This window comes from Rickettsia gravesii BWI-1 (genome assembly GCF_000485845.1).
GTDB lineage: Bacteria > Pseudomonadota > Alphaproteobacteria > Rickettsiales > Rickettsiaceae > Rickettsia > Rickettsia rickettsii.
In genome coordinates this window covers 1-17,219 of the sequence record NZ_AWXL01000012.1, presented here as the reverse complement: position 1 = coordinate 17,219, position 17,219 = coordinate 1, and the positions used below count along the sequence as shown (strand labels likewise).

Here is a 17,219-nt window from a genome sequence, read left to right as displayed (position 1 = left end):
ATATTATACCTACTGACAAGCTAAGCATTCTTCGTAGTTACCGGCTTCTGCTAACTTATCGTTTTGTTCCTCTAAATCTTTAAAATCGGCCTTTAATACGTCATGCGAGACCTTATCGGCTCGCTGTATTGATGTCGATCTACAATAATATAAACTTTTTACTCCTTTTGTCCAGGCTTTAAAATGAATATTATTTAAATATTTCTTACTAACATTCCCTGGTAAAAAGATGTTTAAAGATTGTGCTTGCGTAATGTAAGGAGTACGATCGCTTGCCAGTTCAATTAGCCAATTCTGATCAATTTCGTAAGCGGTTTTGAAAACTTGTTTTTCTTCTTCGGATAAAAATGTTAAATGTTGTACTGATCCTTCATGTGTTGCAATCGAAGACCAAACTTGATCATTATTAAATCCTTTCTCCTCTAATAACTTTTCTAAATGTTTGTTACGCACGTTAAAAGAACCGGTTAAAGTCTTTTGTACAAAGCTATTAGCGGCAAACGGCTCTATTCCGGGTGAGGCATTACCTGCTATTACCGAAATTGAGGCGGTAGGTGCTATTGCGGTTTTATTGCTAAATCGTTCATTACTTCCTGCATCTAGAGCATCAGGACATGCTCCTTTTTCTTTACCGATTTCTATTGAGGCTTTATCAGTTTCAGCAGATATATATTCAAATATTTTTTTATTCCAAACTTTTGCCATAACCGATTCTATCGGTACTTTTTTCATTTGCAAAAATGAGTGGAAGCCCATTACGCCAAGTCCAACGCTTCGCTCACGTAAAGCTGAATATTTAGCTCTTGCCATAGTATCCGGTGCTTTATTAATAAAGTCTTCTAAAACATTATCAAGGAACAACATAATAGAATGGATAAATTCTTTATCATCTTTCCACTCTTCGTAATACTCTAAATTTAAAGAGGAAAGGCAGCAAACAGCAGTTCTTGACTTTCCTAAATGGTCAATTCCCGTCGGCAATGTAATTTCGCTACAAAGATTAGACATTTTAACTTGAAGCCTTAATTTTTTATGATGCTCAGGGATAGATTTATTAACACTATCGATAAATAACAAGTAAGGCTCACCTGTTTCTATTCTAGTAGTTAATAACTTAACCCATAAATCTCTTGCTCTAACTTTATTTACGACTTTTTTGGTAGCAGGACTCACAAGGTCAAAATCCGTATTGTTTTCAACTGCTTTCATAAATTCATCGGTTATAGCTATACCGTGATGAATATTAAGAGCTTTACGGTTAACATCCCCACCTGTCGGACGTCTTATATCGATAAATTCTTCAATTTCAGGGTGATTAATAGGCAAATATACAGCCGATGAACCTCGTCTAATAGAACCTTGCGAAATAGCAAGAGTCATAGAATCCATTACTTTAATAAATGGTATAATACCGGATGAATGACCTTTATCACGAATCTCTTCATTAATAGCACGAACATTACCCCAATAACTGCCAATCCCGCCACCGCGTGCAGCAAGCCAAACATTTTCTGTCCATAAATTTACTATATCGTCTAAGCTATCATCGGTCTCATTCAAGAAGCATGAAATAGGAAGTCCCCTATCCGTTCCGCCGTTACTTAAGATTGGTGTTGCTGGCATAAACCACATTTTACTCATATATTCATATAACTTCTGAGCATGCTGTTTATTTTCGGCATAATAACTAGAAACTCTTGCAAATAAATCTTGAAAATCCTCACCTTTCATAAGATATCGATCTCGCAGAATAGCTTTACCGAAAGGAGTAAGTAAATTGTTATGGTTGTTGTTTATAGTTATTTGAAATTTATTTTTTTTAAGCGTGTTCATTATAGGTACTATGGGGTTGTAGGCGTTATTTATAATGCTTATTGTGAAAAAATGACACCATATTCAGTGTATAGAATCTTCACCTAAGTAGACACGAGAATAATAATTTATTCAATATAAATATTTATTTTTTTTTAGATTTTTGACTTGACACAAATCACTCTTGATTACTATATAGAATAGTTTTTACAAATATTATGCTTTCTTAAGGCACAAGCAGTCTTATCTTGCGGAAGTAAGGCAACGTTGCGTGGTTCCCGGTTACATTTTCGTGTAGATACATAAGTTTAAGGATCGATTCCATCTCTGTCATCTCACGATCAAGTCACAGCGTAACAGAAAGCAAACCGATCCATGCAACAAGACCATCTATGCGGGAATAACGTTAAAAACATTCTCCATCATTCGTATTAAGACCTAGCGGTGTAACCTCATCCTTATATTCAACAATAAACGATACAACAAACGTGGTGTGTCGGCTACTATCCAATCAACTTCTACAACATAATATCCTGGCTCTCTATCTGGAAAAGTTACTTCAATCATTTTAGAAGGAGCTAATGTATGATCCCAGTAAGGAAATTTATCAGAAAGTTCACTATAAATTTCTTCTAAATCATCGTGTTTCAATCTATTTTCAAAGGTAAACTCTGCCTTTGTCATTTGCACTATATAACCACGAGTTTTATGTGACGCAGTACAATCCCATTCTATTGTAAGTTTTTTCTCACCCTCTAATGGTATAGCACAGTTTATCCAGTTAAACGTTGGATCTTTTAATTCCGCTCTTATTTCTTCATTATTAGCATTTACCCAATCTGTATCATCTGTACGCCCACCATTAAGAATATGCCCATCTAGTGGTAGCGGTTCCCTTGCAACATCATTTCCAAAACGCTCATCACTCCCTTTCCCTGTTTCAAATTCGTTAAGTTTCCACTCTTCATCTATTAGCTTCTTATCTACACAAACTTTTCCCATTGTGTAAAGCGGGAATATTATTCGACCATGTTTTGGAGTTGGTTGATTGTGTTGTTCTTCATTTTTCATAAATTCGACCTTTATTTAAGTTAAAAATATTAAGTAACTACAAAATACTAAATGTAGTTATAGTAATATAAAACTTAAATTATTTTTGATATTATAATCAAAATACAGCTTCATAATACCGGACAGCAATGTCTAGCACCCTAGGAGTCAATCCATACAAGCAACAAAGTTAGAACCTAGGCTGAAGAATTTTGATTTTAAAGATTTTTTATTATATAGCTATGGCTGGGTTATGGTAATAGTGTCTTGAAACGTGCCAGCAGTAGCAAGAGGTTGTGACGGCAAGCGTGCATATACGGTATAGTTTTTTGTGACCGGTTCAAGACCTATTGTATAGCTATCGATAAATGTTACAGTACTACTAGTACCGTTACCGAGGATTTGAGTAAAACCGGCATCTTTATACAAATTATAATTCAGCTTACGTACTCCATTAATCATATTTCTTGGGTTATAAATATTAGCAGCTCCCGTACTAAAAGTTACGGTATAGCTAACAAGTAGTGATAATAAAGCACTACAAGTAACTGAAGCAGTAACGGAAGTTATGCTAACGGCACCGACATTAAAACTACCGAAGTTTACGGTTGGAACTGACGGATTACACATTGCAAGTAACGCCATAGCATTTCCTGATATAATCATGTTGATTAATAATATTATTACTGATTTCTTGACATTGCTTAAAAAGAATTTGTCATACCGTGGTCAAGCCACGGTATGACAACGGAGCATTTTTAAGTCCACACAAGAGTAACAATAAAGTCTTCATTTACATATTGCTTCGCCTAAATCAATTACAGGGTCATTTAAATCTCTATTAACCGGTACGCTAAAATGACAGCATTTATTATTTTCCTCATTCTCGTCACAAATAGAACCGTTTAATACTTCAAGATCTTTAATATCATTAATATATATCTTACCGTCATAGCCTACAAATATTTTTTCATCTAAACCTTCAATACTCACTGTGCTATCAAATGGAATAAAATGTTTATTACTATCAAATACTGTCATTTCAATGCTTTTAATTATTTTAATATTAATAATAATACCGCTGATTTTATTTTTGGAGCAATTTTCAAAGCAATTTCTTCAAATTCTGTATTAAGAGGTAGATTTTCATCGTCTAGTCTTATTTCGGAAGGAACATACGGTGTTAAGTTAGGTATAAGCATTTTACCTTTATCATCGGTATCACCCGCTAATAGATTATTATTATAAACCCCGACATTCTTTAAACTATTTACTTTAATCAAAGCAAGACCTCCGTTAATCGGTCTTGTCGCATAATAGCTTTTATCAATAGAGAAAATTCTTCCTTTGATATTAAACTGTTTCATTATTTCGGTATCATTTTTCTGCAGATAAATTCCAATATCATTATTTTTACCGTTACGGTCAACTTGTACATTGTAATTTGTAGCTTTAGCTTTGATCAGGTTAGCATTATATCCCCGTCCCATATTTGAAGTAATCGGCGAGGAAACACCAAGTTGCTTTGTATGATATTTATTTTGATATAAATCGGTCAATGAAATACTTTTATTGGAATCTAAATTTAAGTTAAATGGTATATAGGCAAAATTATTTTTACGTTTACTGTTTAAATCGGTACCTATAGTAAAACTTAAGAAACCTTTTTTAGTAATATTTCTTTGATAAGTTGATGATAATATATTTGAGCGTTTACCTTTTTGTATTGTGTTATTTACGACAAAAGACAAAAAATTAACACTTATATTACCAAAATCGGTATTACCGCAGCTAGCTGAAATCTGATAATTTAAACTTGAGAAAATTTTATCGGGATAGTTATATACGTCCTGATAATTACTATTAATATCAAAATATTCCGATTCATAAGTATAGCCGCAATTAATTCTTTGAGAGCGACCGAAATTTTTGATATTATTTGCAGCTGAAATGCCTATAATGCCAAAATTCCCGATTTTTAAATTATTAATTACCCCTACTGCTCCATTATTTTTTAAAAATTCAAAATGTCCGCCACTTGTTAAATAATCATTCATACCAAGCATATAATCAGTATTTAGAACTAAATATTTATAAGCATTGCTATATATAGTAAAATCTTGTCTTTGAAAACCTGCTTCATAAGAGAAATGTGAAAGCCCGGGACGTAATAAACTCGGTGATGCATAATAAGGAATAGTAATTGCCTGAACTTTACCGATTATATCTTGCGTTTTAACTATTAAATCACCTCTACCGGTGATAACCGGAATATTGGTTATATCAAAATCCCCCATATGAGCTTTAGCATTATATATAGGTATACTATTTGAAAACATCTCTATACTGCTTGGAAGTTCTGATTTCTCTCTAAAATCCAGTAACGGATAAGTAACTAAATTCGGTCTAACTGCAAAATTAGTAGCATACTGAATACCGGCAAATCTAGTTGAATTAGACCAAGAAGACGCTTTAGTTATGTTATCCCCTATCTGCCAATTAGTCATCTTATCCACATTCTCATATGTCCAATTTGTGTCTAAACGTGTAAATTTATTTTGGTTTTTTGTGGTATTTGTGATTTTAGAAAAACTTGATTTAACGGCTTCAGTTTGAAATAAGAAACTATAACTATATACACCGTTTTCAGTGAAATAATTGAGTTCCTCTACTCCAGCTAAATAATTAATATCATCATTTGCACTAAGAGTCACATCATAGTTTAAATATACCCCACTAATAAGTTTAGTATCGACGTTCTTCATAGGATCACCCGAAGCATCAAATGATTGAGGTTGCATTTTTTCCGCTGGAAAAGTAATATTTAAATCTAAATTCTCAAAGTTTAAATCATATTTAGTACCCTCAAGCAAATCTAAATTAATATATGCAGTATCATGATAATTCACTAAACCCTGCTTAAGATAATCTTCTTGAACATCAAAATGTTCTATATCTTCAAGAGGAATTAAATAATGACCTTGAGCGTTTTGCACTATAGTCGGCAATATATCGGTTTCGGTATAATTAACTTTTAACGAAACAATCAATTCACTCTCACCCGCAATTTCATTAGCGCTATTCTCAAATTCTACTGCTAGAGGTAATTGGGGCAATAACTCTAACTCCTGATCCTCATATACGTTTGTATCCGCTGCGATTCAAGGCAAAATATCGCCAAGAGATTCAGAGATAACTCCATCTGCAAAACTCACCGGTATAAAAAAATAATACCTATAAAAACCGATATTATTATTTAAAAAGCACATTGCTTTAATTTATTTAGTTTTAAAGATTTTTAACCTGATATTGTTATAAGTATACTATGCTGAACAACAAGATCTACGGTAGAGGTAACACTATTTTCTAACTTCACTCTACGAGGTAATTCTTTTATAAAAATTCTATAGTCTTTTGCTTTAGTAGAATAATTCTGTGTGTTTTTTAAAGCTACCCGTATCAATTGTATTTTACCATCAGGTAAGGTAAATGTTACCGGAGTTGCCACTACTCAATCTTTAGTTTCTTCATATTCTTCTATACCATTTTTATATTTACGCTTTAAAAGAATTAATTGAAACTTTTTAGGTGCATAATCATTATTTTGCACCGTCATAGTTGCTATTCTATTACCTTTGTTTACCTCTATATTGACAGGTACGATAGTGACACTGGCAAAAGAATTAAAAGTCAAGAGTATAGATAGGATAGGTAGAAATCTTAAAAAATATTTTTTCATAATATCAATATGCCACGGTTACTGTAATTGTATCATTATAAGTATCAGAAGGAACATTTGCTCCTTGAGGTATTTTGCTGTATATTGTGATCGTTTGATCTAGTCCTGTTCCAATTACCCAGTCACTTGATTGATTTCCCCAATTCTGCGTTCTCCCTGCATTGGAGTAAAGATTATAAGGTAAATAACTAGTAATGTTAACAAGATCAGTCATTTTACGGGTACTAGTTGTAGCAGCAGATGCAGTACCGGCATTTAATGAAACAGTATAATTAGTACCTAAAGTACACTTTATTATAATTTTATTTGTTTGCAGAGCATCGGCAGTTGGAACATACGTACCGAAAGCTAAAGGAGTAGCCGTAACTATACAAGACGGTAAAACCGTCGCACTAACAAGGAAAAAAGCATTAGCGGAGGAGGCAAAACTTATTGCCCGTACTTATAGTTAAGATAATAAAACCGACAATATTTCGTAGAATCTTAATTTTCATAATTTATAATAAAAATAATTAATTTCTATTATTAATCTTTTACAAAGTTTAACGATTTTACAATGCTAGTTTAAGAAATGGTGATATTTAAATATGAACTGATGATATTTTTCCCACAGAATTTGTTTTGGTTTTTCTTTAAATTTTATTTTTTACATTAAAATATAATGAATATAACCCAAATTAGCTATAAATAGAAATATAATTGACCACTTTATTTGACTATTATAGTATAATAATACTTTTATTTTTTGCAGGTTATTAAATGACTATTAAAATAGCAATCAGTCAATTTAAATCTCATTGCCTTGCAATAATAGAAAAATTACAAACAGATAAAGAATCTATTATAATTACCAAAAGAGATAGGGAAGTAGCACAAATATTACCTATAAATACTAAAAAAATCTCATTATTTGGTATGCTAAAAAACAAAGCCAAGATAAAAGCGGATATATTAGAACCAGTAGAAGAAAAGTGGAATGCAGCACAACCTTTAAATGCATCTCGTCTAGTATAATATCCGACAGTTTTTAAAAATCCCCCTACGAAAATGTTGGATTTCTATAAATATACTCACATAATCATTGATTATTTCCTCAATATCCAATAAAATCCTTTTTAAAATTTAAATATAAAAAGTATGTATAATACTGATGTTGTAATAATAGGTGCTGGTCCGATTGGATTATTTGCAGTTTTTCAAGCAGGAATGCTTGGCATGAAATGTCATGTTATTGATACACAAGAAGTTATCGGCGGTCAGTGTATTACCCTATATCCTGAAAAGCCTATTTACGATATACCGGCATATCCTAAAATTGCAGCAGAAGAGCTAATAAAACAGTTAGAACTTCAAGCAGCTCCTTTTAACCCTATATATCATTTAAATCAGCAAGCTATAGAGCTAAATAAACAAGATGATTTTTTTGAAATTAAAACCTCAAAAAACACTCTTATTAAAAGCAAAGTTATTATTATTGCAGCAGGAGCAGGTTCATTCGGTCCAAACAAACCGCCCCTTGCGAATATTGAAGATTTTGAAAGCAAGTCGGTTTTTTATTTCATCAATGATAAAAGCAAATTTGCGGGTAAAAATATAGTTATAGCAGGCGGCGGGGATTCGGCTGTTGACTGGGCTATTTCTCTTTCAGATATTGCAAATAAAATATATTTAGTACATAGGCGGGATACATTTACGGCAGCTCCTGAAAGCGTAAGGCAATTAAGACATATTGCAGAAACCGATAAAATCGAGTTAGTAACCGGTTATCAATTAAATGCTTTAGATGGTAATAATAGTGAACTTCAATCGGTTATAGTTAAAGATTTACAAAATAATACTCGCAAATTGGATGCCAATATATTACTACCTTTTTTTGGTTTAAAACAAGATTTAGGTCGCTTAGCAAATTGGGGTTTAAATGTTAAGCTTCACCATATTGAAGTAGACTCTTCCTATTATCAAACTAATATAGAAGGTATTTACGCCATTGGCGATATTGCGCATTATGTCGGTAAGCGTAAGCTGATTCTTACGGGTTTTGCTGAAGCGGCAAGCAGTCTTCATCATGCTTATAGTAAAGTATTTGACGGCAAGGCTCTACATTTTGAGTATTCTACTACCAAATACAGGGAAAAGAAGTAAGAGTGTTACTAAATAAAGAGATCATCATTGCGAGCAACTGTAGAGAGCGTGACAATCTCATGAAACAATAACAAACTCCTGAGATTGCTTCGTCAATTACTTACGTAATTTCCTTGCAATAACGTTAAAACTGAACGGAGACAAAAATAAGAGTGAATAATATAATTGACTGTAAAGCATTAGCCAATGAGATACTAGCGGACTTAAAGCTAGAAATTCAAGAACTTACAAGCCAAACCAACGCTTCACCGAAACTTGCTATAATCCTAGTAGGCAATAATCCGGCAAGCATTATTTATGTAGGAAACAAAATAAAAAATGCACATAAAATAGGAATTTATACTTTATTAGTAAATCTATCTACTACTATTCATACTAATGATTTAATATCAAAAATCAATGAGTTAAACCTTGATAACGAGATTTCAGGAATTATAGTTCAGCTTCCTTTGCCAAGCTCCATAGATAAAAATAAAATTTTATCGGCAGTATCACCTTCTAAAGATATCGATGGTTTCCACCCTTTAAATGTCGGTTACTTACATAGCGGGATTAGTCAAGGCTTTATTTCCTGCACTGCTCTTGGTTGTCTTGCAGTTATAAAAAAATACGAACCTAATTTAACCGGTAAAAACGTTGTAATTATTGGACGCTCAAATATAGTAGGAAAACCTTTAAGTGCTTTACTGTTAAAAGAAAATTGCAGCGTTACTATTTGTCATTCTAAGACACACAATTTAAGCTCTATTACTTCTAAAGCCGATATTGTCGTTGCTGCAATAGGCTCACCTTTAAAATTAACTGCAGAATATTTTAATCCTGAATCTATAGTAATAGATGTAGGCATTAATAGAATTAGCAGCAATAAAATTATCGGTGATGTTGATTTTGAAAATGTTCAGCCTAAAGTAAAATATATTACTCCCGTCCCAGGCGGTATCGGACCGATGACTATTGCGTTTTTACTTAAAAATACGGTTAAGGCATTTAAGGATTCCTTATATACTCTTGATAAGTGAAAAGTAGATAGACGACGTCAATTTTTCAAATTAAACGAGTATCTTATAAACATTTGCAAGTTCTACATAATTTCTTACATTATCTTGCATATATTCCAAATCTTGATCGGTTAAATATCTAACAAATTTTGCAGGGGATCCCATCCATAATTCTTGAGATTTAATTATCTTCTTTGGTGGGATAAGACTTCCTGCAGCAATAAAAGCATATTCTTCTATTACTGCATAATCCATTATCGTAGCACTCATACCGATAAAAGCATTATTATGTATTGTACAGGCATGAATAAGAGAGAGATGACCGATAGTTATATTATCGCCTATTTCTACCGGTCCGTTAAATCTTGAAGTATGAATTACACTACCATCTTGTACGTTAGTATTATTTCCTATTTTTATCGATTCAACGTCGCCTCTAAGAACCGTATTAAACCAAATGCTTGAATTACTACCTATTTCAACATCTCCTATTAAAGAGCTGCTTTCGGCAATATATGCACTTTTATCGATTCTTGGCGTAACTCCTTTGTAAGGGATAATGAGCATTAATTATAATCTACCCAAGAAATATTACCGTCTTTACGATAATAAACTATATTGATACGATCATTATTTATATTTTTAAATACTACTGCGGGTAAATCTTCTAAATCCATTTTCATTACCGCTTCTTTTACTGATAATTTTAATATTTCTACAGGCTTTTCAGCGATAATTGCCGGATTATCATTATCTTTGGCGTTAGAGGTTTCACTATCAGATTGCGGATTAATAATATATTTGGTACCTTCGTAAGCAATTTCTGATATTTTTACTTTACCCGCATGATGATTTGTGAATTTTGATTTATATTTTCTAAGCTGTTTTTCTAGTTTTGACATAGCTTTATCAAAAGCTACATATATATCGCTACAACTATCATTACTTTTGACTATATTATGTTTACCTGGGCCATATTTTACTATAATATCACATTTAAAGTTAATTCCCTCTTTTGAAAAATGTATATCTATATTTATTATATCGGTAAAATATTTTTTAACAACTTGCGTAGCCCTCTCTCTTGAATATTCTTGTAAATTATTACCGATAGAAATATGTTGACCTGAAACTGAAATAATCATAAATAACCTTTATAATCTGAAATAATTAATATATAAGCGTTACTAAGTAACACCTATACAATTAATTTATATTTAGAGCAATTTCAAGTTTTATTACAAATTAATTTTTTTAAACTTTAGCCGTAGAGTTTAGAACGCTTATCCTTATTCTGTTGCGATTTAATTAGTTTTTTAGCAGTCTTTCTTACATAATTAGGCTCAATGCCGATTTCTAAGCAGGTAGCATTAAAATTTTCATTATTTTCAAAAAGCTATTTTTTAGCGTTATATTCTGCTTTTGTTGCCTCTTTCTTGGTAGAAGTATTAGTTGCATCTATTATTGCCTGCATAATAATAGCACTTCTAAGAGCAATATCGGGTATAGGATTATAAAGTTCGCTCAAAAGGAGTAGTTAATTTAATGACATATGGTTTAGTCATATAAAACCTCTAATAATTATTAATAAAGTAAGATTTTGTTAATATAAATGTAACCAATAGGTTTTTCTTTTTTAACAAAGTCCTTAAAAAGTATAATAATTTTCAAAGCTTCAACTAGTAGTGACTAATTTGGATTAATAGAGATATCTAGTAATTATAATATTAGGAATAAGCTATAAAATCTAAACGTTAAGTTCTGTATATTTTTTGATAAAATACGATATTTTACTCTTGCAGAAATAGAAGAATTGTTATATACATTGTTATCTTTTATGTATATTCAAATGATTTCAAGAATTGAATTTTATTTTGAGAGGTGAGCACCCGCAGCCTATACTTAATAGATGAGGATGCAATCCTTGATAAAATGAAAGAGCAATTCTTAAAAGCAGAAGAGTACATAAGGGGGTGTAGCTCAGTTGGTTAGAGCATCTGCCTGTCACGCAGAAGGTCGCGGGTTCGAGTCCCGTCACTCTCGCCAAGCCCTTTCAGGGTTTCGGGATTTTCCGTTGTTTTCTAAAAAATTCATATGCTCCTCTTATTCGCCTTTTGTTTTAATTGTTATATTAAACTCTTTTAAATCCGAATTTTAAATATTATAAAAACTAACTTTGTATATTCCTTAAAGCAGCCTCAACTCATTTATTCACACTTTTAGTTAAATTTCTATTATTTTCTTAAAACTTCTTATTATAATTCTATCTATAAGCTCATTTTTAATAAAATATTAAAATTTATAGAATTTAATAAGAAAATAATTATGTTTAGATGGTTGCAACCCTCAAATCAAGAATTAATAAGAACTATACAGAAAGAAAATACCGCTGAAACACAAAAATTAATTGCCGCAATGGATATTACTGAATTAAGTAAAGTTAGGGATATTTATATTAGCAGGGCTATTTGCAGCATCCGTACCTATATTTTGAGTTACATTACCGTCACCTATAAAATTCAATGTACCGCCTACACCGCCGGTGCTAAGTACTGCTCCATTTGCTCCTACGCTACCTGTTACCGTTCCATCACCTGCAAATATTAACTTACCGCTTCCGTTTCCGGCAGTAGTTGTCACTGCTCCGGTTAGCGTAACCCCATCTGCTAAAGCTAAGATAGAGCCATTCTTATTTAAAGCTACGGGAGCAAATACATTAGCTGAGAACGTAATGGGATTTGCTCCGATATTTACGAGTTTTAAGCTGCTCCAATCGTACCGTTAACATTACCGCTTTGTATTGTCAGTGTTCCTTGGTTATTTGCAGAGATCGTAACTGAACCGATCACACCATTTACTATTAACTCACCATCTGCTCTAGATAATATGTTACCACCCGCTCCTAGATCTAAAGCTTAGTTAAATGTTACCTGCTATTCATACTAAGTAACTTCGTAAATACCGTATTATCGACTACGACATCACCTGCTCCGTTTAATATGAAATTCTTAAGGCGATGAGTATTATCCTGCCCTATAGTATAAGGTCCACCGTTATTTAGCAAATTTACATTCCCATTTGCTGCATCTATTGTATATGTCGTATTATCTGCTATTCTAATATTACCTATATCTCCGGCACTTGGATCATAGACCGTTAACACTTATAGTTCCCGAAGCTAAAACACTATCTGCAAAAACAATACTATTTACCGTAGTATTACCTTGTAAATCAAGAACCTTACCGTTATCTCCATTACACTGAAGTATATTTAAATTATTTATATTTCCGTTAAGTGTAGCATTTCCTATACAATTTAATATACCGCTTACTCCGTTAGCACCATTTATATTACCCGTAACCGTTATGTCGTCATCTAAATTAAGTACAGACGTATTACTTAGTATTATTTATATTACCCGTTAACGTTGTTATATTACCGTCAAAAAGAGTAAGTATAGAGTTATTGTTAGTAAGATTTATATTTGCAGCATTAATTGTAATATTACCTGCTCCGGGCATATAAATCTGCGCTTCCCCGTTTCCTACATTTATTCCGGAAAGAGAGTTAGTTAGACCTATGTGATTTGATATAGTACCCGTACCTGCAAATGTTATTGTACCGTTATTGCCAGCTACCGTATTATCTATCTGAGTTGTAATATTTAAACCGTTATTAATTTGTAAAGTAGAATTCTTACCGGCGAAATCTATATTACTAAATATTTGATTACCGACTCCGGTAATAATTGACGTAACATTATTATTAATAAATTTAAGAGGACCGAAATTAGGAATAAGACCTACTGTTACACTAAGAGCACCTATTGATACATTTTGACTTACCTCAACCCCACCAAAAGCAGGTAGTGCTATTAATGTATTTATCCCGCCAATAACAGCATTTGCTTTATCTGCCGATATTTTAATTCCAAGCCCTCCAACCGCTATTTGAATAATATTGCCGCTATTAAATACTCCTCCTACAAGACCGGCACCGGTACTCAAGCTTACGCTACCGAGATTAGGAATTGTTGCTCCTGCAGTATTAGAGCTAGTGAATAATGTTCTGCATAATGATGCCGTTGCTAAAAATTTTCTTAATATTTTTGATTCTTTCATTAATATTAACTCCAATACATTTAATTAATAATTTGTAGCAACTTTTTTACAACAACAAAATAGAAGCAGATAGAGCTAGATTCAGAAAGCTTTAGACAGGATGAATTGACGACTGTATTTAGAATTAAGTTAAAGAAATTTCTCAATGAAAATTGGAAAGCAGAAAGATAAACTAAGCTGTTTTGTCTTTTATTGTAGGCATGGATTTTACTACCTCGGATAAGCCGCTTTGAGTAGCTGCCGCAGTAGTAGCAGTATTACTGTGTCACCCCCACGGGATCCATAAAAACAATAAAAAATACTAAAATTATTAGTATTTTTAACTGGATCCCGTGGTCAAGCCACGGGATTGACAGAGGTGAAATTGATCCACGCAACAATATAGTCAATTCAGCCCAATTTAGTGACAGGCGTAAGGAAGAAAGCCTATAATAATAGGCGAGTTCAAGATAGTCAGGAATTAAGCAAGAAAAATCGCATTTTGATTGAAAAGTCAAAAAGAATTACTTTACTATAGCTTACATTAATTTAATATATGATATTTTGACTATTAACAAATCTCTATTTATTTATCAGTGTTCCTACCAAAGCATGCTTAAGTACTTGATCAATATTTGATACAGATATAATTTCTAGGCTTTCTTTTATATTCGGCGGTATATCTTTCAAATCTTTGACATTCTCTTCAGGAATCAACACGGTTTTAATACCTCCCCTACTTGCAGCAAGTAACTTCTCTTTAAGACCACCTATAGGTAAAACATTGCCTCTTAAAGTAATTTCACCGGTCATTGCTACAGTACGATGTACGGGTATTTTAGTCATCAACGAAACAATAGTCGTAAACAAAGCACAGCCGGCAGACGGTCCATCTTTTGGAGTAGCTCCGGCCGGCACGTGAATGTGAATATCAAAATCTTTATAATTGTCGTACTTTAATCCCAAATTTGTTGCTCTGCTTCTAAAACAACTATAGGCAGCCATTGCCGATTCTTTCATAACATCACCGAGTTTTCCGGTGGTCTTTATTTCACCTTTCCCTGGAAATGCTAAAGCCTCTATAGTTAAAAGCTCTCCGCCTACTTCAGTGTAAGCAAGTCCCGTAGTACTTCCTATTTGATCTTCTTTCTCGGCAAGCCCGAAATTATATTTCTTAGCTCCTAAAAATTCTTCAAGATTATTACTATCTATGGCGATATGCTTAACACTTTTATCTGCTAAAATCTGCTTTAATGCTTTTCTAGTTAAGGCTCCTATTTCACGCTCTAAAGCTCTTACACCTGATTCCTTGGTATAATATCTAATTAAATCCAAAATTGCCATCTCGGATATAGTAATTTCATCTTTTTTGATTTTATGCATTTTAAATTGTTTTGGAACTAAATAATTTCTGGCAATTTGGAGCTTTGCTTCCTCTACATAACCGGAAATATATATTTTTTCCATTCTATCACTTAAAGCTCTAGGTAAATCATGAGAGTTAGCAGTAGCAATAAATATTACATTTGATAGATCATATTCTACTTCTAGATAATGATCAACAAAGTGACTATTCTGCTCAGGGTCTAATACCTCAAGCAAAGCGGATGCCGGATCACCTCTAAAATCAGAATTCATTTTATCGATTTCATCAAGCAGCATTACAGGATTACTAGTCTTAACTTTCTTAAGTTGACCTAAAATTTTACCGGGCATTGATCCAAGGTAAGTTTTTCTATGCCCTCTGATTTCTGCTTCGTCTCTAACACCGCCGAGCGCAAGTTTAGTATATTTTCTGCCCATTCCTTCGGCAATAGATTTTACAAGTGAAGTTTTACCGACCCCTGGCGGACCTATTAAACATAATATAGGTCCTCTAATTTTACTTGAACGCTGTAATACCGCTAAATATTCTATAATTCGTTCTTTAACTTTTTCGAGTCCAAAATGGTCACGATTTAAAACTTTCTCTGCTTGGTTAATATCTATTTTGCTACTATCATACTTACCCCAAGGCAGGCTAAGCAATGTCTCAAGATAGTTACGCGTTACTCCCGACTCCGCTGACATTTGGTTCATGGTACGAAGTTTCTTAAGTTCAGCCTCAGCTTTTTCTTTTGCTTCTTTTGATAATTTTAAACTTTTAATTTTTTTCTCAATATCGGCAAGTTCTGATTTATCTTCATCAAGCTCTTTTTGAATAGCTTTCATTTGTTCGTGCAGATAATAATCACGCTGCGTTTTTTCGATTTGCTTTCTTACTCTTTGCTGCAATGCCTGCTCGGTTTCTGAATTTACTATATTGGAAGTAAGCGTACTAATAACCGTAGTGATACGCTTAAAAGGACTAGTTTCTTCTAATAAATGCTGCTTTGCCTCAAGTGAAGTTATCAAATGTGAGGCTAATATATTTATAATATCTATGAAATTAGTGCTATTACTTATTTCTTTATTGATAGTTTCAATAATTTCTGCATTAACTTTCTTATCATTAATCGCATATTTACTAAATAGTTGTACTGCATTATCAACGAGTGAACGCATGTTATTAACGTCAAATATTTCTTCATCCGGAATAATTTCGTAATTTGCTTCAAAAGCTTCCTCGCCTTTGATATTGCTTAGCTTTACTCTTGCTACTGCTTCTATTAAGATTTTTGCCGTATTATTAGGCAACTTCACTATTTGGATAATCTTGGCAAGTATAGCTGTGTTATAAAGTTCGTGTGTACTAGGGTTGTCTTGATCAAATTTTTTCTGTAAAGTTACTAAAATATATTTACTATTATCTTCCTCGGAAATGGTAGTATGAGCAAGTGCTTGCAGCGATTTTTGCCTACCCACAAAAATAGGAGCAATTACTCCCGGGAATACTACCATATCTCTCAGTGCTATTAACGGAAGGGATTTTTTATTCATCAATTAAAACCTTTTAAAATTTCTAATTATTAACTATATAATATAGTATCAACCTGATTTCAAGCTACCATTATTAATTATATTTATGAATTTATTACTACAACCTCCTCAAAATGTAGCAGCCGCACATAATAGAATAAAACAATATCTACATTTAACTCCGATCGTTCACTCTGAAAGCTTAAATGAGATGCTCGGTCATGAGATTTTTTTTAAGGTTGAATCATTACAAAAAACTGGTGCATTTAAAGTTAGAGGCGTGTTAAATCATTTATTAGAATTAAAAGAGCAAGGAAAATTACCTGATAAAATAGTCGGTTATAGTACGGGTAACCATGGAATCGGTCTTGCTTATGCGAGTAAATTATTCGGTATTAAAACAAGGATTTATTTACCGTTAAATACTTCAAAAGTAAAACAGCAAGCAGCTCTTTATTATGGCGGTGAAGTTATATATA

Annotated in this window: 12 protein-coding genes, 1 tRNA gene and 4 pseudogenes; 5 read left to right on the top strand and 12 right to left on the bottom strand. The window is 32.7% G+C overall.

Translation table 11 applies throughout. The features are described 5' to 3' along the window. Positions 1 to 9 precede the first annotated feature (9 nt). The 7 genes and pseudogenes from RGRA_RS0104140 to RGRA_RS0104100 form a co-directional block, all read right to left on the bottom strand. Positions 10 to 1,833 carry a ribonucleoside-diphosphate reductase subunit alpha gene (locus RGRA_RS0104140; protein ID WP_017442983.1) on the bottom strand — a complete coding sequence of 608 codons (1,824 nt, stop codon included), beginning with the start codon at positions 1,831 to 1,833 and terminating at the stop codon, positions 10 to 12. Positions 1,834 to 2,250: 417 nt separating this feature from the next. Then, a complete protein-coding gene (locus RGRA_RS10535) occupies positions 2,251 to 2,883 on the bottom strand; it encodes a lytic polysaccharide monooxygenase (protein ID WP_084520571.1) in 633 nt (210 codons plus the stop codon). Positions 2,884 to 3,030: 147 nt separating this feature from the next. After that, positions 3,031 to 3,528: pseudogene (locus RGRA_RS08850) on the bottom strand (Csu type fimbrial protein). A gap of 123 nt (positions 3,529 to 3,651) precedes the next feature. After that, positions 3,652 to 3,903 (bottom strand): hypothetical protein, encoded by a 252-nt coding sequence (locus tag RGRA_RS12775; protein ID WP_017442982.1) that lies wholly within the window; start codon positions 3,901 to 3,903, stop codon positions 3,652 to 3,654. A 14-nt stretch (positions 3,904 to 3,917) separates the two neighbouring features. Beyond that, positions 3,918 to 5,978: a fimbria/pilus outer membrane usher protein gene (locus RGRA_RS13405; protein WP_017442981.1), complete on the bottom strand. Its 2,061-nt coding sequence runs from the start codon at positions 5,976 to 5,978 to the stop codon at positions 3,918 to 3,920. Between the two features lie 182 nt (positions 5,979 to 6,160). After that, positions 6,161 to 6,478 (bottom strand): annotated as a pseudogene (locus RGRA_RS08845) (fimbria/pilus periplasmic chaperone). 127 nt (positions 6,479 to 6,605) lie between these two features. Then, positions 6,606 to 6,971 carry a Csu type fimbrial protein gene (locus RGRA_RS0104100; RefSeq protein WP_029662627.1) on the bottom strand — a complete coding sequence of 122 codons (366 nt, stop codon included), beginning with the start codon at positions 6,969 to 6,971 and terminating at the stop codon, positions 6,606 to 6,608. Between the two features lie 389 nt (positions 6,972 to 7,360). On the opposite strand from RGRA_RS0104100, the gene RGRA_RS08840 reads away from it, so the two are divergent. The 3 genes from RGRA_RS08840 to folD all read left to right on the top strand — a co-directional run bounded on the left by RGRA_RS08840 (position 7,361) and on the right by folD (position 9,762). After that, positions 7,361 to 7,615, top strand: coding sequence for a type II toxin-antitoxin system Phd/YefM family antitoxin (locus RGRA_RS08840; protein ID WP_017442979.1), 255 nt, complete (start codon positions 7,361 to 7,363; stop codon positions 7,613 to 7,615). Positions 7,616 to 7,738: 123 nt separating this feature from the next. Continuing rightward, positions 7,739 to 8,743 (top strand): NAD(P)/FAD-dependent oxidoreductase, encoded by a 1,005-nt coding sequence (locus tag RGRA_RS0104085; protein ID WP_024547289.1) that lies wholly within the window; start codon positions 7,739 to 7,741, stop codon positions 8,741 to 8,743. Between the two features lie 152 nt (positions 8,744 to 8,895). Beyond that, positions 8,896 to 9,762 carry a bifunctional methylenetetrahydrofolate dehydrogenase/methenyltetrahydrofolate cyclohydrolase FolD gene (gene folD / locus RGRA_RS0104080; protein ID WP_017442978.1) on the top strand — a complete coding sequence of 289 codons (867 nt, stop codon included), beginning with the start codon at positions 8,896 to 8,898 and terminating at the stop codon, positions 9,760 to 9,762. A gap of 30 nt (positions 9,763 to 9,792) precedes the next feature. Here the strand turns inward: folD and RGRA_RS0104075 are convergent, their stop codons facing one another. The 3 genes and pseudogenes from RGRA_RS0104075 to RGRA_RS11455 form a co-directional block, all read right to left on the bottom strand. Next, positions 9,793 to 10,308: a gamma carbonic anhydrase family protein gene (locus RGRA_RS0104075; protein ID WP_017442977.1), complete on the bottom strand. Its 516-nt coding sequence runs from the start codon at positions 10,306 to 10,308 to the stop codon at positions 9,793 to 9,795. Further along, a complete protein-coding gene (hpf, locus tag RGRA_RS0104070; protein ID WP_017442976.1) occupies positions 10,308 to 10,886 on the bottom strand; it encodes a ribosome hibernation-promoting factor, HPF/YfiA family in 579 nt (192 codons plus the stop codon). Before hpf ends, RGRA_RS0104075 begins: the two co-directional genes overlap by 1 nt. A gap of 116 nt (positions 10,887 to 11,002) precedes the next feature. Continuing rightward, positions 11,003 to 11,306 (bottom strand): annotated as a pseudogene (locus RGRA_RS11455) (hypothetical protein). A 404-nt stretch (positions 11,307 to 11,710) separates the two neighbouring features. Between RGRA_RS11455 and RGRA_RS0104060 the strand changes: the two are divergent. Beyond that, positions 11,711 to 11,787: transfer RNA gene (locus tag RGRA_RS0104060), tRNA-Asp, on the top strand. A 399-nt stretch (positions 11,788 to 12,186) separates the two neighbouring features. Here RGRA_RS0104060 and RGRA_RS14585 read toward each other — a convergent pair. Next, positions 12,187 to 13,863 (bottom strand): annotated as a pseudogene (locus RGRA_RS14585) (beta strand repeat-containing protein); the annotation flags it as partial. Between the two features lie 561 nt (positions 13,864 to 14,424). Next, positions 14,425 to 16,761, bottom strand: coding sequence for an endopeptidase La (gene lon / locus RGRA_RS0104030; protein WP_017442970.1), 2,337 nt, complete (start codon positions 16,759 to 16,761; stop codon positions 14,425 to 14,427). Positions 16,762 to 16,846: 85 nt separating this feature from the next. Between lon and RGRA_RS0104025 the strand changes: the two genes are divergently transcribed. Further along, a partial coding sequence (locus RGRA_RS0104025; RefSeq protein WP_024547288.1) for a pyridoxal-phosphate dependent enzyme occupies positions 16,847 to 17,219 on the top strand: 373 nt, incomplete at its 3' end.